Raw genomic sequence first — 20,626 nt, forward strand, 5'->3', positions numbered from 1 at the left:
TCGTCGGGGCCCTCGTCTCGCTCGCCGGACTCGGCCTCCTGGCACTCGCCAGTCTCCGCAGCTTCAACCGCCGCTGAGGGGGTCGTACGGGACACCCGACTCGCCGGTCGGTGTGTCGGAGGCGGACGTTACGGTGGACCGAGGCACACGCGGGCCGGCCTGCACGGCGGTCCACGATCCGTACCGCGAGGGATCATCCCCGGCATTCCCCGGCATGATGTTGCCCAGCGGTCCGCGACCGGCCCGCGCCTGTTGCCCGGCGAACCGAGAGAAGGATATGAGCACCACGTTCACGCAAGTCAGACGCCTAACGAGGAGTGCGGGGTAAGACCGTGCACATCGTCATCATGGGTTGCGGAAGGGTGGGTTCCGCTCTTGCCCAGACCCTGGAGCAACAGGGGCACACGGTCGCCGTGATCGACCAGGACCCCACCGCGTTCCGCAGGCTGGGCCCCGGCTTCGGAGGCCGCCGGGTCACCGGCGTCGGCTTCGACCAGGACACCCTGCGCGAGGCGGGCATCGAGGAGGCCGGCGCCTTCGCCGCCGTCTCCAGCGGGGACAACTCGAACATCATCTCCGCGCGCGTGGCCCGCGAGATGTTCGGCGTGGAGAACGTCGCGGCCCGGATCTACGACCCCCGCCGCGCCGAGGTCTACCAACGCCTCGGCATCCCCACCGTGGCCACGGTCCGCTGGACGGCCGACCAGATGCTGCGCCGCCTGCTCCCCTCGGGCGCCGAGCCGCTGTGGCGGGACCCCACCGGCGGCGTCCAGCTCGCCGAGGTGCACACGTCCACGGCCTGGGTGGGCCACAAGATCAGCAGGCTCCAGGAGGAGACGGGCGTCCGCGTGGCGTTCCTGACCCGGCTCGGCGAGGCGATCCTGCCCACCTCGCAGACGGTGTTGCAGGAGGGCGACCTGGTGCACGTGATGATGCGTGCCGACGAGGTCGACAAGGTCGAGGCGGCGTTCGCCAAGGGTCCCGAAGAGGAGGGCGGTCACTGATGAGGGTCGCCATTGCCGGTGCCGGTGCGGTCGGCCGCTCGATCGCGGGCGAACTGCTGGAGAACGGCCACGAGGTCCTGCTCATCGACAAGGCGCCGACCGCCATCTCGGTCGAGCGCGTGCCCCAGGCGGAGTGGCTGCTGGCCGACGCCTGCGAGATCACGTCCCTGGACGAGGCGGCCCTTCAGCGCTGCAACGTGGTGATCGCCGCGACGGGCGACGACAAGGTCAACCTGGTCGTGTCCTTGCTGGCGAAGACGGAGTACGGCGTGCCGCGCGTCGTGGCCCGTGTGAACAACCCCAAGAACGAGTGGCTGTTCAACGAGTCCTGGGGCGTCGACGTGGCCGTCTCCACCCCGCGTCTGATGTCGGCCCTGGTCGAGGAGGCGGTGAGCGTCGGCGACCTGGTCCGGCTGCTCCGCTTCAGCCACGGCGACGCCAACCTCGTGGAGCTGACCCTGCCGGAGGAGTCGGCCCTGGCCGGCACCCAGGTCGGCGATGTCGAGTGGCCCCAGGACACGTCCCTGGTCACCATCATCCGCGGCACCCGGGTCCTCACCCCGTCCCGCGAGGACTCCCTGGAGGCCGGCGACGAACTCCTCTTCGTGGCCGCCCAGGCCCGCGAGGAGCAGTTGGAGGACCTGCTGTCGGTCCGCCGGGAGGACACGGCGAGCTAGCCGCTTCGCGCGATACGACAGGAAAGGGCGCCCCTGGGATTCCCGGGGGCGCCCTTTCCTACAGTGACGCTCGGACCGACGCAGGCCACCTACTCGGCTGACCGAGCAGCAGCCTCCCGCGCCTTCTCCTCCGCCTCCATCTCGGCGAACACGTCAATCGGCGCGGGTGCCTTCGCCAGGAAGACCCAGGTCAGCCATACGGCCAGCAGGAACGGCGGGATCTTCAGCGTGATCAGGACCCACCCGAACTGCGTGGTGTCGGCCCACCAGTACAGCGGGAAGAGGATCGCGCACTTGGCCAGCAGGATCGCGCCCCAGGCGTAACTGGCCTTCGCGTAGGCCTTCTTGCGGCCGGGATTGCGCGTGCGCCAGGAGAGGTTCTCCTTGAACACCGGCCCGAGGATCAGCCCGATCAGCGGCACCCCGCACAGCGTGGTGATGATGTACGCGAGCCCGAGCCCCAGCGTGTAGAGCATGCCGGGCAGGTAGAAGTCCTTCGCCTCCCCGGTCATCATCGCGAACACGACACCGAAGGCGACGCCGAAGACACCGCTGAACGCGTGCTTGACGGTGTCCCGCATCACCAGGCGGACGACCACGAGCACCAGGGACACCGCGAGCGCGGCGATGGCCGAGAGGTGCGTGTCCTTGTTGATCGTGTAGATGGTGACGAAGAGCAGCCCCGGCAGCACCGTCTCGATCATGCCGCGCACGCCGCCGAAGGCCTCGAACAGGGCGGCCTCGGTCACCGCCCGGGCGTCGTGCTCGGCGTTCGCGGTGGTGTCGGTGGTGTCTTCAGTCGGCTTGTCGAGCGACGTCACCGGCTACTCCCGTCCGAGGGGTCTCAGTTCGTATTTCGGGTTGAACAGCACGCGGCGGCCCCGGCTCATGGAGATCCGGCCCGATGCGATGAGCCGGCGCCCCGGCTCTATCCCGACTATGGAGCGCCTGCCCAGCCACACCACGTCCAGCGCGGCGGAGCCGTCGAAGAGCTCGGCCTCCAGGGCCGGAACGCCCGCGCGTGGCCGCAGGGTGACCGTGCGCAAGGTACCAGTAACCGTCACTATCTGTCGGTCACGGCAGTCACCGATCTTGATACAGCCGGCGGTCTCGGCGTCCTCGCGCAGCTCCTCGGACTCCAGGTCCTCCTGCGACGAGGAGAGCCGGTCGAGCATGCGCCGGAACCGGCCCACCGACTTTTCGGAACGAGGAACAGCACTCATGTCTTGAAGCCTACCGGGCATCACTTCTCGAACCGATAGCCCATCCCAGGCTCGGTGACGAAGTGCCTGGGGTGCGAAGGATCGGCCTCCAGCTTCCTGCGCAGCTGGGCCATGTAGACCCGCAGATAGTTGGTCTCCGTCCCGTACGACGGCCCCCACACCTCCTGCAGCAGCTGCCGCTGGCTGACGAGACGTCCCGTATTGCGGACCAGCACCTCCAGCAGATGCCATTCCGTGGGGGTCAGCCGTACGTCCTTCCCGCCCCGGTTGACCTTCTTCGCGGCCAGGTCGACGGTGAACTCCTCGGTCTCCACCATCACGTCGTCCTCGCCGCCCCCGGTGGGTTCGGCGCGGCGTACGGCGGCCCGCAGCCGGGCGAGCAGTTCGTCCATGCCGAAGGGCTTGGTGACGTAGTCGTCGGCGCCCGCGTCCAGGGCCTCGACCTTCTCGTCGGAGGAGTGCCGGGCGGACAGCACCAGGATCGGCACCCGGGTCCAGCCGCGCAGGCCCCGGATGACCTCGACGCCGTCCATGTCCGGCAGTCCGAGGTCGAGGACGACGACGTCGGGGTGGCGGGTGGCGGCGAGTTCGAGGGCGGTGGCCCCGTCGTGGGCCGCGTCGACCTCGTACTTGCGGGCCCTGAGGTTGATCACGAGGGCGCGCACGATCTGCGGCTCGTCGTCGATCACCAGAACCCTCGTGGGGGTCTGGGAGGTCCCCGCGGTCGGGCTCAGCATGTGGTCTGCCTTTCTGGTTCCACGGGGTGCTCCACTGGCACGCCCCCCTCTTCGACAAGCTCCGCGCGCGATCCCGCCGCCCGCAGGGTGAGCACCATGGTGAGGCCGCCGCCGGGCGTGTCCTCGGCGTTCAGCGTGCCGCCCATCGCCTCGGCGAACCCGCGGGCGACCGCGAGTCCGAGACCGACTCCCGCGCCGCGCGGGGCGTCGCCGTAGCGCTGGAAGGGCGCGAAGATACGTTCCTTGGCGTCGTCCGGGACGCCCGGCCCGCGGTCGGCCACCCGGACCTCGACCCGGTCCGCGATGGCGCTGGCGGCCACCAGGACCCTGCGGTCGTCCGGGCTGTACTTGACGGCGTTCTCGACCAGGTTGGCCACCGACCGCTCCAGCAGCCCGGGGTCCACGGCGACCATGGGCAGCGTCTCCGGGATGTCCAGCTCGGCGCTTCCGTCCGGCACCCCGCCCAGCGCCATCGGCACCACCTCGTCGAGGTCGATCTCCCTGATCAGCGGCGTGACCGTACCGGTCTGCAGGCGGGACATGTCCAGGAGGTTCCCGACCAGGTGGTCCAGCCGGTCGGCGCCCTCCTCGATGCCCGCCAGCAGCTCGGCCTCGTCCTCCTCCGACCACGCCACGTCGTCGGACCGCAGCGAGGAGACCGCCGCCTTGATGCCGGCGAGCGGCGTACGGAGGTCATGGCTGACGGCGGCCAGCAGCGCGGTACGGATGCGGTTGCCCTCGGCCAGCTCCTTGGCCTGGTCGGCCTCCTCCTGGAGCCGGCGCCGGTCCAGGACGACGGCCGCCTGCGCGGCGAAGGCGGCGAGCACCCGGCGGTCCTCGGCGGGCAGTACGCGGCCGGTCAGCGCGAGCGCCATGTGGTCGCCGACCGGTACGTCGACGTCCGCGTCCTCCGGCCGCTCCGGCGCGGGTCCCTGGCCCACCTCGCCCGCCCGCGTCCACGGGTCGACGTCGCTCTCGCGCTCCAGCAGGGCCGCCGAGTCCATGCCGAAGGTCTCGCGGACCCGCTCCAGGAGTTCCTCCAGGCCGGTCTCGCCGCGCAGCACGTTGCCCGCGAGGAAGGACAGGATCTCCGACTCGGCGCGCAGCCGGGCCGCCTGGTGGGTGCGGCGGGCGGCGAGGTCGACCACGGAGGCGACGGCGAGCGCCACCAGGACGAAGATCACGAGGGCGAGCAGGTTCTTCGGGTCGGCGATCGAGATGCGGTGCAGGGGCGGGGTGAAGAACCAGTTGAGCAGCAGCGAGCCGACCGCAGCGGAGGCCAGGGCCGGGTACAGCCCGCCGAGCAGGGCCGCGGCCACCGTCAGGGTCAGGAACAGCAGCATGTCGTTCGCGAGGCCGAGGTCGGCGTCGATGTGGGTCAGCAGCAGGGTGAGCAGCACCGGACCGGCGACGCCGGTGAACCAGCCCCACAGGATCCGGGACCGGCCGAGGCGGGCTCCCCGGGCCACGGGCAGTCCGCGCCCCTTGGCCGCCTCCTCGTGCGTGACGATGTGCACGTCGAGGTCGGGGCCCGAGTCCCGGGCCACGGTCACGCCCACGCCCGGTCCGAAGACGTACTGCCAGCTCCGGCGGCGCGAGGAGCCGAGGACGATCTGGGTGGCGTTCACACCGCGCGCGAAGTCGAGCAGGGCGGCCGGGATGTCGTCGCCGACGACATGGTGGAACGTTCCGCCGAGGTCCTCGACGAGGGTGCGCTGGACGGCGAGTTCCTTCGGCGAGGCCGAGGTCAGTCCGTCGCTGCGGGCGATGTAGACGGCCAGTACCTCACCGCCGGCGCCCTTCTCCGCCAGCCGGGCGGCCCGGCGGATGAGGGTCCTGCCCTCCGGACCACCGGTCAGCCCGACCACGATCCGCTCCCGCGAACCCCAGATCCTCGACACCCGGTGGTCACTGCGGTACTGGTTCAGGTACTCGTCGACCCGGTCCGCCACCCACAGCAGCGCCAGCTCGCGCAGCGCGGTCAGGTTGCCGGGCCGGAAGTAGTTGGAGAGAGCCGCGTCGACCTTGTCGGGCTGGTAGATGTTCCCGTGCGCCATGCGTCGGCGCAGCGCCTGGGGCGACATGTCGACCAGCTCTATCTGGTCGGCCCGGCGCACCATCTCGTCCGGCACTGTCTCCTGCTGCCGGACGCCGGTGATCGACTCCACGACGTCGCCGAGGGACTCCAGGTGCTGGATGTTGACGGTCGATATGACGTCGATCCCCGCCGCCAGCAGCTCCTCCACGTCCTGCCAGCGCTTGGCGTTGCGGGAGCCCGGGACATTGGTGTGGGCGAGTTCGTCGACGAGGGCCACCTGGGGCCGCCGGGCCAGGACGGCGTCCACGTCCATCTCGGTGAAGGTGCCGCCCCGGTACTCGAGCCCTCTGCGCCGGATCTGTTCGAGGCCGTGCAGCATCACCTCGGTGCGCGGTCGCTGATGGTGCTCCACGAAGGCGACCACACAGTCGGTGCCCCGCTCGACACGCCGGTGCGCCTCGGACAGCATCGCGTACGTCTTGCCGACGCCCGGTGCCGCACCGAGATAGATCCGAAGCTTGCCGCGTCCCATGGTCCTCATTGTGTTCGGCCACTGCTGCCTACGCAGCGTCGACCTTACGGCCAATAATCGCGACAAATAGGGCCGGGTGCGGCGGTGGGAGCGTCTTTGACGCAACTCTGACGCTCCCACCAGGACGTCATGGGCTCGACCCCGGGAGGGCTCAGCCGGGGTTGTCGCCGTGGGTGAGGGTCTCCCAGGCCACGAAGAGGTTGTTGCTGCCGGCCGGGCGGTTGCGCTCGTTCAGCGTCTCGGTGTTGGTCATGGCATGGCCGAGCCGGTTGGCCAGGGCGTTGTGCCCGACCTCGGTGACCGGCCCGAGCCCGCGCTTGAGCGAGCCGCCGCACAGCCAGCCGGGTACGGTCTCACCGAGTTCATACCTGGCCTGGAACCCGAGCGCGTGCCGCAGCCGCTCGCCGACGTCCGTGCCGTAGAGATCCTGGCCCTGGATCCTGCTGGTCTCGGCGACGTGCGAGATGGCCGAGATGCCGTACCCGGTGTGCGTGAGATCCCGGCAGGTCTCCTGGGTGAGGCCGGTGACGAAGGTGCCCTGCCCCTGCCAGTAGTTGACGATCTTCTCGCGGGTGTCGAGGTTCTGGCTGGGCACGGTCCTGGGCAGGTCACCGTCGGACGACAGGTAGACATAGGCGGCGGTGCGGGTGCGGAACTTCCCCATGGCCTTGTCGTACGACGCCTTGTCCTCCAGGAAGACGGAGATGCCGACGGCGGCCTCCATCATCGACAGCTCCCAGTTCCCGTTGGAGTTCGATCCGTTGATGATCTCCGGCAGGTAGACCGTGCGGAGCATGGTCGCGAACCGGCCGGAGTTCGCCCAGTTCCCGGTGTACGTGTACTTGATGATCTCGGCGGCCTTGGGCCAGGAGGAGCCTGCCCAGCCCGTCTGGAGGGGCGCGTTGCTGTTGGTGTGGTCCCTGATCACCGCGGACCAGGCGTCCATCAGCTCGATGGCCTTCCGCGCGTGCCGCTCGTCGCGGGTGACGTACCAGGCGAGGGCCTGGGTGTAGGCGGCTATCGCGTCCTCGCGCTCGTCGGTGCAGCCGTGGTTGGGGTTCGAGTACGAGCCGCACTCGACGACCGCGCGCGGCTTGGGGGTGCGGTTCAGGTCGGCGTACTTGCTCGCCATCATCCGGTCGAAGGCGCCCTTCCAGGGCTGGGCGCCGGCGTTGACCTTGGAGCGGGTGAAGTCCAACTGCCCCTTGGAGACGGTGACTCCGGGGTGGACGAAGGTGCTGGGGGCGGCGCCGGCGCCGGTCGGCCAGGCGAGGACACCGGCGACGAGGGCGGCCGCGGCCGCGAACAGTGCGGTTCTGCGCATGCTTGGGGGCCTTCCGTTCTCGTATGTGAACGCGAAGCGCCTTTATGAACAGACGCGTTGGCGGGAGACGGTAGGTACAGACCAATGCGCCGTCAAGGGTTCACGCACGAGAAAGGGCCGCACCCTGTACGGGGTGCGGCCCTGCTGTTTCTGCCCTGCCCGGCGAACCTCGGGATCGCTCAGCGAACCTCGGTGATCTCCGGTCCGCGCTGGAGCTGGCCCATGCCGCCGGAGAAGCGCGAACCGGCCTCCTCCTGCTGGACTCCCTCGGGCACCATCTGGGCGTCGTTCGGCAGCTTCAGGACGATCGGGTCACGCGGGGCCATCGGGCCTTCGCCGCGGACCACGACCGTGTCCCGGAAGATCTGCTCCAGCAGCCCGGCCGCCTGCGGCTGCACGGCACCCTGACCCGAGATCACACCGCGCAGGAACCAGCGGGGTCCGTCCACGCCGACGAACCGCACGACCTGGAAACCACCCGTGCCGTCCGGCAGCTGAACCGGTACCTGGGCGCGCAGCTCCCAGCCCAGGGGGCCTTCGACCTCGTCGATGATGCCACCCTGCTGGGTGATGCCCGAGCCGATCTCCTCGCGCACCTCGCTCCAGATGCCCTCGCGCTTGGGCGCGGCGAAGGCCTGCAGCTGGATGGCGCTGTCGCGCAGCACGACGGTCGCCGCGACGATCGCGTCGCCCGCGACCTCCACGCGCAGTTCCATGCCGTCGACGCCCGGTACCAACAGGCCGCCCAGGTCGACCCGGCCCTCGCCGGGCTCACGGACCTCGGAGCTGTCCCAGGGCCCGTCGGGCCGCGGCTCCGGCTCCAGCCTCACGCGCTCGCGCTCACCGTCGTCGTCCGCCTCAGTGTCGACACCGTCGACGACCTGCTCGGGCTCGCCGGCCGCGTCCTCGGCGGCACCCTTCTTCTTGCGACGTCCGAACACGTCACTGTCCTTCCCGGTCGGATACGACCGAAGCGTATCGATTCCCACCCGTTGCGCCGCCATCGGCGGCCTCACCGCTTGTATCGCTTGTACCGCCCACGGCGGCATGCCCGCCGGTGGACCCGAAGCCCCCTGCGGCCCGTGCCGAATCGGGAAGCTCCGCGACCTCCTGGAAGCGGACCCTCTCGACCTGCTGGACGACCAGTTGGGCAATCCGGTCGAAGCGCTCGAACCGCACGGTCTCATGCGGGTCGAGATTCACCACGATCACCTTGATCTCCCCACGGTACCCGGCATCAACCGTCCCCGGGGCATTCACGAGGGCGACACCTAGGCGGGCGGCGAGACCGGACCGGGGGTGCACGAACGCCGCGTACCCCTCCGGGAGGGCTACAGACACCCCGGTGGGCAGTACGGCCCGCTCCCCCGGCTTCAGCTCGCGCCCCTCGGTGGTGCGCAGGTCCGCTCCCGCGTCACCGGGGTGCGCGTACGCGGGCAGCGGTACGTCCGGGTCGACGCGCCTGATCAGCACGTCCAAGGGGGCACGGCTCACGGGTTCACCTCGAAGGCACGGGCACGCCGGACCTGGTCCGGGTCGTTCATGGCGGCCCGAATCTCCTCCGGGCGGCCGTTGTCGATGAAGTGGTCGACCTTCACCTCGATGAAGAGGGCGTCGGCACGGACGGCGACGGGCCCGTCGGGGCCGCCGATCCGTCCGGTTGCGGTGGAGTAGATCTTGCGGCCCGCCACCGCCGTCACCTCGGCCTCCAGATACAGCACCGTGCCCACCGGCACGGGCCGCACGAAGTCGGTCTCCAGCCGCCCGGTCACGGCGATGGTGCGCAGCAGCCAGTTCAGCGAGCCGAGGGTCTCGTCGAGGGCGGTCGCGAGGACCCCACCGTGCGCAAGACCAGGCGCGCCCTGATGGGCGGGCTGCACGGTGAACTCGGCCGTGATGCTGACGGCGTCCCCGGCCCGGGCCTCCAGGTGCAGCCCATGGGCCTGCTCGCCACCGCAGCCGAAGCACTCGCCGTAGTGCGCGCCGAGGAGCTCACCCGGTGCGGGAGCATCGGGGTGACGGGCCGGTTTCACGGCGTCGACCGGAGGCTTGAGAGCCGCTGAAGTACCACTCACAGCCGCAGACCTTACCCGCCCGCCCGTCTCCCACCGCCGCCCTGCCTGACGGCGCTTCGCACCGGCCCCCTGACTCGGGCGGCAATCGGACACCGTGCCAAGCTTGGCTCCATGCAGCTCTCCGCCGCCCCGTACGACGAACGACTCACCGCCCCCCGCTCCTGGTGGCTGATCTCGTTCCTGGTCGGGGTCTCCCTCGCCCTGATCCTTCTGCCGTTCGGCACGCTGCCCATGCTCGGCGGCCTGGTCGGCGGCACCGCCGCGGCGGCCGTCGTGGCCAGCTCGTACGGCTCGCTGCGCATCCGGGTGGTGGGCGGTTCACTGATCGCCGGCGAGGCGAAGATCCCGGTGCGGGCCCTGGGCGAGGCACATGTCATGGACGCCGAGGAGGCCCGCGCCTGGCGCACCTACAAGGCCGACACCCGCGCCTTCCTGCTGCTGCGCGCCTACATCCCCACGGCCCTGCGCGTGGAGGTCACCGATCCGGAGGACCCGACGCCGTACCTCTACCTGTCGACCCGTGAGCCGGAGCGGCTGGCGGAGGCGATCGTGGCGGCGAAGGCCTCGGCCTAGCACACCAGAGCGGGCCTTCACCGTTCCGGATCGCCGAGCGTCCCGCGCCCGAGGTCCCGCACGATCTCGCCCATCTCCAGCGGTCGCTCCGGGCTTTCCAGGGGCGGCAGTTGGGGCAGCTCGTCCCAGGGCACCCCGACCTTGCGCAGGTCCGCACGCACGCGTGCCGCGAGTCTCTTGGTGTCCCGGCGGTTCATGACCGCGCCGACGGCGGCCCCCACCATGAAGGGCATCAGGTTCGGCAGGTTGCGGACGGTGCGCTTCATGATCTGCTGACGCAGCTCGCGCTTCATCTGCCCCCCGAGAGCGGCGTTTATCGTCGCCGGCTTCATCGGGTCGATGCCGCGTTCCTCGGACCACGAGGTCAGATACGCGGTGCTGCGGGCCTTGAGGTTCCCGGGCGGGCGTACGCCGTACACCTCGTGCAGTTCGGCGATCAGCTTCAGCTCGATCGCCGCGACACCGGTGATCTCGGCGGCCAGCTCCGTCGGCATCGCGGGTGGCACGGGCAGCATCGCCGCCGCACCGACTCCAGCGCCGACCGTCGAGCTCGCGTTCGCCGCGCCCGCCACGAGCTTGTCGGCGAGTTGCTCCGGCCCGAGGCCGGGGAACTGCCGGCGAAGGGTCGCGAGGTCGCGTACGGGGATCCGCGGGGCGTTCTCGATGATCCGGTCCGCCAGGTACCCGAGACCTGCCCTGGCGCGGCTGCCGCCCTTACGGACGCCTTCCCGGGCCTTCTGCCGGATCGCCGCGGCCCGCCGTCTGGTCACGGGCGCGGGAACCGTCACGGGCGCCGGGAGGTCTGTCCCGGACACCGGTTCGAGCGAGGCTCCCGTACCGGATGAGCCCCGCTCGTCGTCACGCGCGCCGTACGGGCCGCCGGACGGCCCTTCGTCCGCTCCCGACCGCCGGGAGCGGCGCTTCCAAGGAGGGGTCGAGCCAGTCATGCCCGACCCGACCTCAGTCGCAGTCGCGGCAGATCGGCTGACCGTTCTTCTCCCGGGCCAGCTGGCTGCGGTGGTGCACCAGGAAGCAGCTCATGCAGGTGAACTCGTCCTGCTGCTTCGGCAGCACCCGGACGGCCAGCTCCTCATTGGAGAGGTCCGCGCCGGGCAGCTCCAGGCCTTCGGCGGCCTCGAACTCGTCGACGTCCACTGCGGACGTCGACTTGTCGTTCCGCCTGGCCTTCAGCTCTTCAAGGCTGTCCGAGTCGACGTCGTCGTCGGTCTTGCGTGGGGTGTCGTAATCCGTTGCCATGTCGCTCTCCCCCTCTGGGTGTCTGCGGTGTCTCCAGCGCACGTAACGCGTGAGAGGCCGGACTTGTGCCCGACCCGAGGCGGAGATTTTGCCTCACATCAAGGTCTGTTACTCAATCGACACCCAACCGGACTCCTCAAGAGTGATCGGCTTGGATGGCGAACGGGACCGTACACGGTCCTAATGCCGCAGTTCAAAGGCGTCTCACCGTGTACTTCCCGTGATCAAGACCCTCGAAAACCCGGATTTTCCCGGCTTTCCGACAGGCTCCATGATCACGGAGAGTAGATGGCCGGAAAACCGCCCCTGTGATCGATCACACACGTGGGTGTTCGCAGAGTGCCCAGAAAATTCTGCGCAAAGCGAACATCCCCGAGTACCTGCCGAGTGTCGGCGCACATGATCTCAGATCGGCAGCGCGAACCGCATCACAAGACCGCCGCCTTCCCGTGGTTGTGCCGAAATGTGCCCGCCGTGCGCCCGCGCCACCGATCGCACGATGGACAGCCCCAGGCCCACGCCCTTGTCACTGCCCGTCCGCTCCGTGCGCAACCGCCGGAACGGCTCAAACAGATTGTCGATCTCGTACGCCGGCACCACCGGCCCGGTGTTGGCGACGATCAGCACCGCCTGCCCGTGCTGGACGTCGGTGGTCACCTCGACCCAGCCGCCCTCCGGGACGTTGTACCGGACGGCGTTCTGCACGAGGTTCAGCGCGATCCGCTCCAGCAGTACGCCGTTGCCCTGGACGACGGCGTGCTTCTGCTCGCCGCGGATCAGGACGCCCTTGGCCTGCGCCTCCGCGTGCACCTGGTCGACGGCCTGCTCGGCCACCTCCGCGAGGTCCACCGGTTTGCGCTCGACGATCTGGTTGTCGCTGCGGGCGAGCAGCAGCAGGCCCTCCACGAGCTGCTCGCTGCGCTCGTTGGTGGCCAGCAGGGTCTTGCCGAGCTGCTGGAGCTCCACCGGCGCGCCCGGGTCGGACAGATGCACCTCGAGGAGCGTGCGGTTGATCGCGAGCGGGGTGCGCAGCTCGTGCGAGGCGTTACCCACGAAGCGCTGCTGCGCGGTGAAGGCCCGTTGCAATCGCTCCAGCATCTCGTCGAACGTATCGGCGAGCTCCTTCAGCTCGTCGTCCGGGCCGTCCAGTTCGATACGCCGGGACAGGTCCGAGCCCGCCACCGCACGCGCGGTCCGGGTGATCCGGCCCAGCGGCGACAGCACCCGGCCGGCCATGGCGTAGCCGAAGGCGAAGGCGATGACGGCGAGGCCGAGGAGGGTCAGGAGGGATCGGCTGAGCAGATCGTCCAGGGCGTGCCGGCGCTGCTCGTTGACGCAGGAGTTCATCGCGTCGTTGAACACCTCGGGGGTGGCGCTCGACGGCAGGTCGCAGACATTGCTGGTGACCTTGCCCTCCGCGATCTTGAAGGGCAGATCGCTGCCCACGTGCAGCGCCTGAGCCGCCAGCAGGTAGATGATCGACAGCAGCAGGATCCCGGCGATCAGGAACATGCCGCCGTACAGCAGCGTGAGCCGTATCCGGATGGTGGGGCGCAGCCACGGGAAGACGGGCTCGGCCTTCCGGGGGTCCCAGGTGGGTTTCGGGGGCGTCTGGGGAGGCGCGGGTGCAGCAGCCATGAGGCATCAGATCCGGTAGCCGGAACCGGGCACGGTGACGATCACCGGCGGCTCTCCCAGTTTGCGGCGCAACGTCATGACGGTCACCCGGACCACGTTGGTGAACGGGTCGGTGTTCTCGTCCCAGGCCTTCTCCAGCAGCTGCTCCGCGGAGACGACCGCGCCCTCGCTGCGCATCAGCACCTCCAGGACGGCGAACTCCTTCGGGGCGAGCTGCACCTCCTTGCCGTCGCGGAAGACCTCGCGGCGGTTGGGGTCGAGCTTGATGCCGGCGCGCTCCAGGACGGGCGGCAGCGGCACGCTCGTACGGCGGCCGAGGGCACGTACGCGTGCCGTCAGCTCGCTGAAGGCGAAGGGCTTGGGGAGGTAGTCGTCGGCGCCGATCTCCAGCCCTTCGACGCGGTCGCTGACGTCGCCGGAGGCCGTGAGCATCAGCACGCGCGTGGGCATGCCCAGCTCGACGATCTTGCGGCACACGTCGTCGCCGTGCACCAGCGGGAGGTCGCGGTCGAGCACGACCACGTCGTAGTCGTTGACGCCGATGCGCTCCAGGGCGGCCGCACCGTCGTACACGACGTCGACGGCCATGGCCTCCCGGCGCAGTCCGGTGGCCACCGCATCGGCGAGCAGTTGCTCGTCCTCGACGACGAGTACGCGCACGTCGCTTGTCCTTCCTGTGTCCACCCGCGTAGCGCTGGTCCTCGCTCGCGGGCAGGGGTTCGTCGGGTGTCTCGGCCTCCATCCTGCCCTTTTCGGTCATAAGTCGGCGGTAAGACGGGTGAGCGGCCCATGAGGGACAGGTATGAAGCCCGGGAATGCGAGATTTTCTCTTCCGGTTGAGGTTTCCGCGGAAGAGAGCGGGGGGAGGACGGCATGTACACCCCGCGATCACGCTCTGCTTGTGCCGCGACACCAAGCGGCACAAGGCGATCCGCTTTCCGCAGAGCGGGTGTGGGTGTCCGGCACCGTCGCCGCCCGGCCTGGGCAGCGCTGGGCATCCACCGGAGACGTGATCGTCCCTTCCGAACGGCACACCCCCGTGCCATCGACCCACGACCCAGGACGAGGGGGCGCAGCATGGACGCATTCACCGCAGGACTTCTGCAGCGCATAAGGGCGACCGAGACCGACCTGACGCGGGCTCGTGACGAGGGCGACGACTTCCTCGTCGAGGTGGAGCAGGGCGAGCTCGACGACCTGCGCCGTCTCGCCGCCGAACACGGTGTGGAAGTCGGCGCGTCCAGCGTCTGACCAACGCGCAGACCAACAGCAGGCCCCCGGCGAATCCAGCGCCGGGGGCCTGCTGCCGCGAGAGCCGCAAGGGCGCGCGTCAGTCGTGCCAGGCTCCGAACTCCTCCAACAGCCGCTGGAGCGGTTCGAATACCCCCGGCGTGGCAGCCACCGTCAGATCGCGTGAGGGCCGCTCCCCCGGCCGCCCGCCCGTCAACGCTCCCGCCTCCCGTGCGATCAGGTCCCCCGCGGCCACGTCCCAGGCGTTGAGCCCTCGCTCGTAGTAGCCGTCCAGGCGGCCCGCGGCCAGGTCGCAGAGGTCGATCGCGGCCGAGCCGCCGCGGCGGATGTCGCGCAGGAGCGGGATCAGCCGCTGGGCGACGTCGGCCTGGTGGGTGCGGACCTCGGTGACGTAGTTGAAGCCGGTGGAGACCAGGGCCTGCTCCAGGGGGGCCGCGGGGCGGCAGCCGAGCCTGCGCTCGCCCTCCCACGCTCCCCTGGCCCAGGCGCCGCCGCCGCGCACCGCGTGGTACGTCTCGCCGCGCATCGGGGCGGCGACGACGCCGACGACCGTCTCGCCGTCCCGCTCGGCGGCGATGGAGACGGACCAGGTGGGCAGTCCGTAGAGGTAGTTGACCGTGCCGTCCAGGGGGTCGATCACCCAGCGGACGCCGCTCGTGCCCTCGGTGGAGGCGCCCTCCTCGCCGAGGAAGCCGTCGTCCGGGCGGTGCTCGGAGATCAGGGTCGTGATCAGCTTCTCCGCCGCGATGTCCATCTCGGTGACCACGTCGATCGGGCTCGACTTGGTCGCCGCGACGGCGAGGTCGGCCGGACGGCCGTCGCGCAGCAGCTCTCCCGCGCGGCGAGCGGCCTCCTGGGCCAGTTCGAGCAGCTGCGCGTGCAGGGGGTCGGGTGCGTCACTCACGTCGGTCACGGGGTTCCTCACGCGTAGGGGCTGTCGGCGCCCGCCGCGGCGGGCCTGGGCGCGCGGGCCGGGCAGCAGCCCACCGGGCAGAGGTTGTGGCTCGCGCCGAGCCCGCCGAGGACGCAGGGCGTGACCTCCTCCGCGCGCTCCACGGCCGCGCGCTCCAGGACGAGGTCGCGGATGGCGGCGGCGAACCGCGGGTCGTCGCCGACGGTGGCCGAGCGGCGCATCGGCAGCCCCAGCTCCTCGGCCTTGGCCTTGGCCTCGGTGTCGAGGTCGTAGAGGACCTCCATGTGGTCGGAGACGAACCCGATGGGCGAGATCACCACCGCCGGAACGCCGGCCGAGTGGCGCTCCTCCAGGTGGTCGCAGATGTCGGGCTCGAGCCACGGGATGTGCGGGGCGCCGGAGCGGGACTGGTAGACGAGCCGCCAGGGGTGGTCGACGCCGGTGCGCTCGCGGACGGCGTCGGCGATCAGCTGGGCCACGTCCAGGTGCTGCTCGACGTACGCGCCGCCCTCGCCGTGGTCCTCGACGGGGCCGGAGGTGTCCGCCGAGGCGTTCGGGATCGAGTGGGTCGAGAACGCGATGTGGGCGCCGTCCCGGACGTCCTCGGGGAGGTCGGCGAGGGAGGCGAGGACCCCGTCGATCATCGGCTCCAGGAAGCCGGGGTGGTTGAAGTAGTGCCGCAGCTTGTCGACCCTCGGCAGCTCCAGGCCCTCGGCCTGGAGGGCGGCGAGCGAGTCGGCGAGGTTCTCGCGGTACTGGCGGCAGCCCGAGTAGGAGGCGTAGGCGCTGGTGGCCAGGACGAGGATGCGGCGGCGGCCGTCGGCGACCATCTCGCGCAGGGTGTCCGTCAGGTAGGGCGCCCAGTTGCGGTTGCCCCAGTAGATCGGCAGATCCAGGCCGTGCTCGGCGAAGTCCTTGCGGAGGGCGTCCAGCAGGGCGCGGTTCTGGTCGTTGATGGGGCTGACGCCGCCGAACAGGAAGTAGTGCTCGCCGACTTCCTTCAGGCGTTCCTTGGGGATGCCCCGGCCCCGAGTGACGTTCTCCAGGAAGGGGATCACGTCGTCCGGGCCCTCGGGGCCGCCGAAGGAGAGCAGGAGCAGGGCGTCGTAGGGGGTGGCATCGCGCACGTCTGGCATGGATCGATCCTGTCATCCGGTACTGACAGCCGGGAAACGGTGGGGTGACCACCCCGGTTCCCGTCACCTCCGGCCTGTGCGTGAGGGTCACCTGACTCGTAAGCTGTATCGGCTGTCCTCACGCCTTACGAGCGACCCCCGTACCACCGTCACCACCCTGACGCCCTTCGCCCGCAGCGCCGCTGCTCCCGCCTGACCGGAGACCCCCGTGCCGAGCCCCTACCGCGCCCTGTTCGCCGCCCCCGGCACCAAGGGCTTCTCCGCCGCGGGCTTCCTCGGCCGGATGCCGCTGTCGATGATGGGCATCGGCGTGGTCACGATGGTCTCCCAGCTGACCGGGCGGTACGGCCTCGCCGGCGCCCTGTCGGCCACCATCGCGCTGGCCGCCGCGGTGGCGGGTCCGCAGGTCTCACGGCTGGTCGACCAGTACGGGCAGCGGCGGGTGCTGCGTCCGGCGACGCTGATCTCGCTCGTGGCGGGGGCCCTGCTGCTGTTCGCCGCGCACTACGGGTGGCCGGACTGGGTGCTGTTCGTGGCCTGCGTCGGCATCGGCTGTGTGCCCAGCGTCGGGGCGATGACGCGTGCCCGCTGGGCCGCGCTGTACCGGGACACACCGCAACTGCACACGGCGTACTCGTTCGAGTCCGTGATCGACGAGGTGTGCTTCATCTTCGGGCCGATCATCTCCATCGGCCTGTCCACGGCGTGGTTCCCGGAGGCCGGGCCGTTGCTCGCCGGGTGCTTCCTAGCGGTCGGTGTCTTCTGGCTGACCGCCCAGCGGGCCACCGAGCCGGCGCCGCATCCGCGGGAGAAGCAGGGCGGCCGCTCGGCCCTGAAGGCCCCGGCGCTCCAGGTCCTGGTGGCGACCTTCGTGGCGACCGGCGCGATCTTCGGCTCCGTCGACGTGGTCACGGTGGCCTTCGCGGACGAGCAGGGACACAAGGGCGCCGCGAGCGTGGTCCTCGCGCTGTACGCGGCGGGCTCCTGCGGGGCGGGCCTGGTCTTCGGGCTGCTGCGCTTCAAGGGGGCGCCCGAACCTCGCTGGCTGCTGGGCATATGCGCGATGGCCGTGAGTATGATCCCCCTCCTACTGGTCGGAAACTTGCCGCTTCTGGCCGTGGCGCTGTTCGTCTCGGGCATGGCCGTCGCTCCCACGATGATCACCACCATGTCCCTGATCGAAGAGCACGTACCACGCGCGCAACTGACCGAGGGCATGACCTGGGTGAGCACCGGGCTCGCGGTCGGGGTCGCGCTCGGCTCCTCCGCGGCCGGCTGGGTGATCGACGCCGCCGGCGCGGACGCCGGGTACGGGGTTCCGGCGGTGTCCGGGGCCGTCGCGGTCGCGGTCGGTTTCCTGGGGTACCGCCGGCTCAGCAGGCCGGCTCCGCGTCGGGGAGGCACCGTTGAGCAGCACAGCGAGCGGCAGGAACGGCACGTGGCGTAACTGGGGCGGCAATATCTCCGCCCGCCCCGCGCGCGAGGTCACTCCGGCCTCCGTCGAGGAACTGGCCGCGGAGATACGCCGGGCCGCCGAGGACGGCCTTCCGGTGAAGGCGGTCGGCAGCGGGCACTCGTTCACGTCCGTCGCCGCGACCGACGGTGTGTTGATCCACCCTCAACTCTTGACCGGCATACGCAATGTCGACCGGGACGCCATGACGGTCACGGTCGAGGCCGGCACCCCGCTCAAGCGGCTCAACATGGCCCTGGCCCGTGAGGGTCTGTCGCTCACCAACATGGGTGACATCATGGAGCAGACGGTCTCCGGCGCCACCAGCACCGGCACGCACGGCACGGGCCGCGACTCGGCGTCGATCGCCGCCCAGATCAGGGCACTGGAGCTGGTCACCGCGGACGGCTCGGTGCTGACCTGCTCCGAGAAGGAGAACCCCGAGGTCTTCGCGGCCGCCCGGATCGGCCTCGGCGCCCTGGGCGTCGTCACCGCGATCACGTTCGCCGTGGAGCCCCTCTTCCTGCTCTCCGCGCGCGAGGAGCCGATGCCGTTCGACCGGGTCCTCGCGGACTTCGACGAACTGTGGGCGGAGAACGAGCACTTCGAGTTCTACTGGTTCCCGCACACCGGCAACACCAACACCAAGCGCAACAACCGCAGCGCGGGCCCGGAGAAGCCGGTGCCGCAGCTCCAGGGGTGGCTGGAGGACGAGTTCCTCTCCAACGGCGTCTTCCAGGTCGCCCAGTGGGTGGGCCGCGCGGTGCCCGCCATGATCCCCGCCATCGCCCAGGTCTCCAGCAAGGCCCTGTCCGCGCGGACGTACACCGACATCCCCTACAAGGTCTTCACATCGCCGCGCCGGGTGCGTTTCGTGGAGATGGAGTACGCCGTCCCGCGCGAGGCCGTCGTCGAGACGCTGCGCGAGCTGAAGGCCATGGTCGACCGCTCCGGCCTCAGGGTCAGCTTCCCGGTCGAGGTGCGCACCGCGCCCGCCGACGACATCACCCTCTCCACCGCCTCGGGCCGTGCCAGCGCGTACATCGCCGTCCACATGGTCAAGGGCACCCCGTTCCAGCGGTACTTCACCGCCGCCGAGCGGATCCTCACGGCGCACGAGGGGCGGCCGCACTGGGGCAAGGTGCACACGCGGGACGCCGAGTACCTCGCGCAGGTGTACCCGCGCTTCGGCGAGTTCACGGAGCTGCGGGACCGGCTGGACCCGGACCGCCGGTTCCAGAACGACTACCTGCGGCGGGTGTTGGGGGCCTAGCCGACCGGACGCGGCCGAACAGATCCGGCCGAACCGCGGCCTCCGCGACGAATGGCGGAATCCATCGGTTCCGTTTCTGCGGATTGGGTGAAGTACGCCACGTCCAAGATCCGAAAACCGCTCAACCGACGGCTGAGTCACGCTTCTTGCCAGAAGTTGGGCGGCGTGCCAATCCACGCACGTGGCCCAAATGGAGTACTGTTGCGAGCCCTGGGTCCGGTCTCCCGCCTGGGTGTCCGTGGCCTTCAAGGACCGCCGGGAGGGGGCTAGTTGCACAGGGTGACGGAGTTGGTCACTTAGCGTTGCGAATAGGTAACCGTGCCATAACGGCGATCCAGGGCCCGCGCCCGACACGCCGGGCAACTCGGCAAGGTTGTGGCAGGCTGCACCCGGGCAGGCCACACTCGACTAGCGGAAGCAGCGACGCACGTGACGTCGGCAGGCACCACCCGGGAGGTCCCCATGCCCGAACTGCGTGTCGTGGCCGTCTCCAATGACGGCACACGGCTGGTGCTGAAGGCTGCCGACGCGACGGAGTACACCCTTCCGATCGACGAACGCCTGCGCGCCGCCGTGCGCGGCGACCGTCCCCGCCTCGGCCAGATCGAGATCGAGGTGGAGAGCCATCTCCGCCCCCGCGACATCCAGGCGCGTATAAGGGCTGGTGCGACCGCGGAAGAGGTCGCCCAACTCGCCGGCATCCCCGTCGACCGCGTCCGCCGCTTCGAGGGCCCCGTCCTCGCCGAGCGCGCGTTCATGGCCGAAAGGGCCCGTAAAACTCCCGTCCGCCGGCCCGGCGAGAACGCCGCCGGTCCGCAGCTCGGCGAGGCCGTCCAGGAGCGCTTGCTGCTGCGCGGCGCCGACAAGGACACCGTGCAGTGGGACTCGTGGCGCCGCGACGACGGCACCTGGGAAGTGCTGCTGGTCTACATGGTGGCGGGCGAACCGCACTCGGCGAGCTGGACGTACGACCCGCCCCGGCGGCTCGTGCAGGCCGTCGACGAGGAGGCGCGCTCGCTGATCGGTGAGTCCGAGGACCTCGCCGCGCCCGAGCCCAGCTTCCCGTTCGTGCCGCGTATCGCCCGGCTTCCGCGCGAGCGTTCGATGGACCGCGCCCTCGACACGGCGCGGCCCAGCCTGCCGGCCCAGGCCTCCGAACCCGCCGAGGAGACCGCGGAGGAACGGGACTCGCTGACCAGCCTGCTGGAAGCGGTGCCCAGCTTCCGCGGTGACCTGGTGGTGCCGGAACGCCCGTCGGAGCCCGAAGAGGAAGAACCCCCGGCCGAACCGGTCACGGAGGAACCTCCCGCCCCGGCCGCCTCAGCCGGTTCCGCCTACGCGGACGTGCTCATGCCCCGCTCCGTCGGCAGCCACCGCGACCGCCTGATCGGCGCGACGGACCGTCAGGCCGAAGCCGACGGCGTCCGCCCCGGCCGCCGAGCGGCCGTCCCCAGCTGGGACGAGATCGTGTTCGGGACGCGCAGGAAGAAGCAGGAGTAGGCAGCGGGATCAGTAGTCGGTC

The 20,626-nt window shown here is 70.4% G+C and carries 21 protein-coding genes; 7 read left to right on the top strand and 14 right to left on the bottom strand.

Annotated features, from left to right (window positions below; all coding sequences use genetic code 11):
• Nucleotides 1–332 precede the first annotated feature (332 nt).
• The gene (locus ACFZBP_RS38845) at nucleotides 333–1,004 is read left to right on the top strand and encodes a TrkA family potassium uptake protein (protein ID WP_062719494.1); all 672 of its coding nucleotides are present in this window, start codon (nucleotides 333–335) and stop codon (nucleotides 1,002–1,004) included.
• On the top strand, nucleotides 1,004–1,681 hold the full coding sequence (locus ACFZBP_RS38850) for a TrkA family potassium uptake protein (RefSeq protein WP_062719493.1): 678 nt from the start codon (nucleotides 1,004–1,006) through the stop codon (nucleotides 1,679–1,681). The genes ACFZBP_RS38845 and ACFZBP_RS38850 overlap by 1 nt, the downstream gene beginning before the upstream one ends.
• An 89-nt stretch (nucleotides 1,682–1,770) precedes the next feature.
• Here ACFZBP_RS38850 and ACFZBP_RS38855 read toward each other — a convergent pair whose 3' ends face one another.
• The 8 genes from ACFZBP_RS38855 to ACFZBP_RS38890 all read right to left on the bottom strand — a co-directional run bounded on the left by ACFZBP_RS38855 (nucleotide 1,771) and on the right by ACFZBP_RS38890 (nucleotide 9,610).
• Entirely contained in the window at nucleotides 1,771–2,502 is a 732-nt protein-coding gene (locus tag ACFZBP_RS38855; RefSeq protein WP_383457148.1) for a DUF3159 domain-containing protein, read from the bottom strand.
• A 3-nt stretch (nucleotides 2,503–2,505) separates the two neighbouring features.
• A complete protein-coding gene (locus tag ACFZBP_RS38860; RefSeq protein WP_037642785.1) occupies nucleotides 2,506–2,904 on the bottom strand; it encodes an OB-fold nucleic acid binding domain-containing protein in 399 nt (132 codons plus the stop codon).
• 20 nt (nucleotides 2,905–2,924) lie between these two features.
• Nucleotides 2,925–3,641 (bottom strand): response regulator, encoded by a 717-nt coding sequence (locus tag ACFZBP_RS38865; RefSeq protein WP_383457144.1) that lies wholly within the window; start codon nucleotides 3,639–3,641, stop codon nucleotides 2,925–2,927.
• Complete coding sequence (locus ACFZBP_RS38870; RefSeq protein ID WP_391420685.1) at nucleotides 3,635–6,211, bottom strand: DUF4118 domain-containing protein; 2,577 nt, start codon at nucleotides 6,209–6,211, stop codon at nucleotides 3,635–3,637. Before ACFZBP_RS38870 ends, ACFZBP_RS38865 begins: the two co-directional genes overlap by 7 nt.
• Nucleotides 6,212–6,362: 151 nt before the next feature.
• Entirely contained in the window at nucleotides 6,363–7,535 is a 1,173-nt protein-coding gene (locus ACFZBP_RS38875; protein WP_391420687.1) for an alginate lyase family protein, read from the bottom strand.
• A 179-nt stretch (nucleotides 7,536–7,714) separates the two neighbouring features.
• Complete coding sequence (locus ACFZBP_RS38880; RefSeq protein WP_234765590.1) at nucleotides 7,715–8,476, bottom strand: DUF3710 domain-containing protein; 762 nt, start codon at nucleotides 8,474–8,476, stop codon at nucleotides 7,715–7,717.
• A 1-nt stretch (nucleotide 8,477) separates the two neighbouring features.
• On the bottom strand, nucleotides 8,478–9,029 hold the full coding sequence (dut, locus tag ACFZBP_RS38885) for a dUTP diphosphatase (RefSeq protein WP_383457136.1): 552 nt from the start codon (nucleotides 9,027–9,029) through the stop codon (nucleotides 8,478–8,480).
• Nucleotides 9,026–9,610 carry a hotdog domain-containing protein gene (locus tag ACFZBP_RS38890; RefSeq protein WP_391420690.1) on the bottom strand — a complete coding sequence of 195 codons (585 nt, stop codon included), beginning with the start codon at nucleotides 9,608–9,610 and terminating at the stop codon, nucleotides 9,026–9,028. The genes dut and ACFZBP_RS38890 overlap by 4 nt, the downstream gene beginning before the upstream one ends.
• Before the next feature lie 111 nt (nucleotides 9,611–9,721).
• Here ACFZBP_RS38890 and ACFZBP_RS38895 point away from each other — a divergent pair, with 111 nt between their 5' ends.
• Nucleotides 9,722–10,183 carry a DUF3093 family protein gene (locus ACFZBP_RS38895; RefSeq protein ID WP_391420692.1) on the top strand — a complete coding sequence of 154 codons (462 nt, stop codon included), beginning with the start codon at nucleotides 9,722–9,724 and terminating at the stop codon, nucleotides 10,181–10,183.
• A gap of 17 nt (nucleotides 10,184–10,200) precedes the next feature.
• Here ACFZBP_RS38895 and ACFZBP_RS38900 read toward each other — a convergent pair whose 3' ends face one another.
• The 4 genes from ACFZBP_RS38900 to ACFZBP_RS38915 all read right to left on the bottom strand — a co-directional run bounded on the left by ACFZBP_RS38900 (nucleotide 10,201) and on the right by ACFZBP_RS38915 (nucleotide 13,738).
• Nucleotides 10,201–11,130, bottom strand: a complete 930-nt coding sequence (locus ACFZBP_RS38900; protein ID WP_383457128.1) for a hypothetical protein — start codon at nucleotides 11,128–11,130, stop codon at nucleotides 10,201–10,203.
• A 13-nt stretch (nucleotides 11,131–11,143) separates the two neighbouring features.
• Nucleotides 11,144–11,440, bottom strand: a complete 297-nt coding sequence (locus ACFZBP_RS38905) for a DUF4193 domain-containing protein (RefSeq protein WP_005481602.1) — start codon at nucleotides 11,438–11,440, stop codon at nucleotides 11,144–11,146.
• Between the two features lie 405 nt (nucleotides 11,441–11,845).
• A complete protein-coding gene (locus ACFZBP_RS38910) occupies nucleotides 11,846–13,078 on the bottom strand; it encodes an ATP-binding protein (protein ID WP_391420695.1) in 1,233 nt (410 codons plus the stop codon).
• A 6-nt stretch (nucleotides 13,079–13,084) separates the two neighbouring features.
• A complete protein-coding gene (locus ACFZBP_RS38915; protein WP_007385219.1) occupies nucleotides 13,085–13,738 on the bottom strand; it encodes a response regulator transcription factor in 654 nt (217 codons plus the stop codon).
• A gap of 417 nt (nucleotides 13,739–14,155) precedes the next feature.
• Between ACFZBP_RS38915 and ACFZBP_RS38920 the strand changes: the two genes are divergently transcribed.
• Nucleotides 14,156–14,329: a hypothetical protein gene (locus ACFZBP_RS38920; protein ID WP_217211399.1), complete on the top strand. Its 174-nt coding sequence runs from the start codon at nucleotides 14,156–14,158 to the stop codon at nucleotides 14,327–14,329.
• A 79-nt stretch (nucleotides 14,330–14,408) separates the two neighbouring features.
• On the opposite strand, the gene ACFZBP_RS38925 is transcribed toward ACFZBP_RS38920, so the two are convergent.
• Both ACFZBP_RS38925 and ACFZBP_RS38930 read right to left on the bottom strand, forming a co-directional pair.
• Entirely contained in the window at nucleotides 14,409–15,242 is an 834-nt protein-coding gene (locus tag ACFZBP_RS38925; protein ID WP_383457122.1) for an inositol monophosphatase family protein, read from the bottom strand.
• 8 nt (nucleotides 15,243–15,250) lie between these two features.
• A complete protein-coding gene (locus ACFZBP_RS38930; protein ID WP_391420699.1) occupies nucleotides 15,251–16,378 on the bottom strand; it encodes a ferrochelatase in 1,128 nt (375 codons plus the stop codon).
• Nucleotides 16,379–16,586: 208 nt separating this feature from the next.
• Between ACFZBP_RS38930 and ACFZBP_RS38935 the strand changes: the two genes are divergently transcribed.
• The 3 genes from ACFZBP_RS38935 to sepH all read left to right on the top strand — a co-directional run bounded on the left by ACFZBP_RS38935 (nucleotide 16,587) and on the right by sepH (nucleotide 20,604).
• Entirely contained in the window at nucleotides 16,587–17,825 is a 1,239-nt protein-coding gene (locus ACFZBP_RS38935; protein WP_391420702.1) for an MFS transporter, read from the top strand.
• Nucleotides 17,785–19,104, top strand: coding sequence for a D-arabinono-1,4-lactone oxidase (locus tag ACFZBP_RS38940; protein WP_391420705.1), 1,320 nt, complete (start codon nucleotides 17,785–17,787; stop codon nucleotides 19,102–19,104). The genes ACFZBP_RS38935 and ACFZBP_RS38940 overlap by 41 nt, the downstream gene beginning before the upstream one ends.
• A gap of 462 nt (nucleotides 19,105–19,566) precedes the next feature.
• Nucleotides 19,567–20,604 carry a septation protein SepH gene (gene sepH, locus ACFZBP_RS38945; protein ID WP_383457113.1) on the top strand — a complete coding sequence of 346 codons (1,038 nt, stop codon included), beginning with the start codon at nucleotides 19,567–19,569 and terminating at the stop codon, nucleotides 20,602–20,604.
• The last annotated feature ends 22 nt before the right edge of the window (nucleotides 20,605–20,626 follow it).

The organism is Streptomyces sp. NPDC008086, assembly GCF_042957325.1.
In the GTDB taxonomy this organism is placed as follows: Bacteria; Actinomycetota; Actinomycetes; order Streptomycetales; family Streptomycetaceae; genus Streptomyces.

Excerpts from the sequence above, each read along its gene's own strand:
- ACFZBP_RS38850 (WP_062719493.1), top strand. The coding sequence starts at position 1,004 with ATGAGGGTCGCCATTGCCGGTGCCGGTGCGGTCGGCCGCTCGATCGCG.
- ACFZBP_RS38860 (WP_037642785.1), bottom strand. The coding sequence starts at position 2,904 with ATGAGTGCTGTTCCTCGTTCCGAAAAGTCGGTGGGCCGGTTCCGGCGC.
- ACFZBP_RS38865 (WP_383457144.1), bottom strand. The coding sequence starts at position 3,641 with ATGCTGAGCCCGACCGCGGGGACCTCCCAGACCCCCACGAGGGTTCTG.
- ACFZBP_RS38870 (WP_391420685.1), bottom strand. The coding sequence starts at position 6,211 with ATGGGACGCGGCAAGCTTCGGATCTATCTCGGTGCGGCACCGGGCGTC.
- ACFZBP_RS38875 (WP_391420687.1), bottom strand. The coding sequence starts at position 7,535 with ATGCGCAGAACCGCACTGTTCGCGGCCGCGGCCGCCCTCGTCGCCGGT.
- ACFZBP_RS38895 (WP_391420692.1), top strand. The coding sequence starts at position 9,722 with ATGCAGCTCTCCGCCGCCCCGTACGACGAACGACTCACCGCCCCCCGC.
- ACFZBP_RS38900 (WP_383457128.1), bottom strand. The coding sequence starts at position 11,130 with ATGACTGGCTCGACCCCTCCTTGGAAGCGCCGCTCCCGGCGGTCGGGA.
- ACFZBP_RS38905 (WP_005481602.1), bottom strand. The coding sequence starts at position 11,440 with ATGGCAACGGATTACGACACCCCACGCAAGACCGACGACGACGTCGAC.
- ACFZBP_RS38910 (WP_391420695.1), bottom strand. The coding sequence starts at position 13,078 with ATGGCTGCTGCACCCGCGCCTCCCCAGACGCCCCCGAAACCCACCTGG.
- ACFZBP_RS38920 (WP_217211399.1), top strand. The coding sequence starts at position 14,156 with ATGGACGCATTCACCGCAGGACTTCTGCAGCGCATAAGGGCGACCGAG.
- ACFZBP_RS38930 (WP_391420699.1), bottom strand. The coding sequence starts at position 16,378 with ATGCCAGACGTGCGCGATGCCACCCCCTACGACGCCCTGCTCCTGCTC.
- sepH (WP_383457113.1), top strand. The coding sequence starts at position 19,567 with ATGCCCGAACTGCGTGTCGTGGCCGTCTCCAATGACGGCACACGGCTG.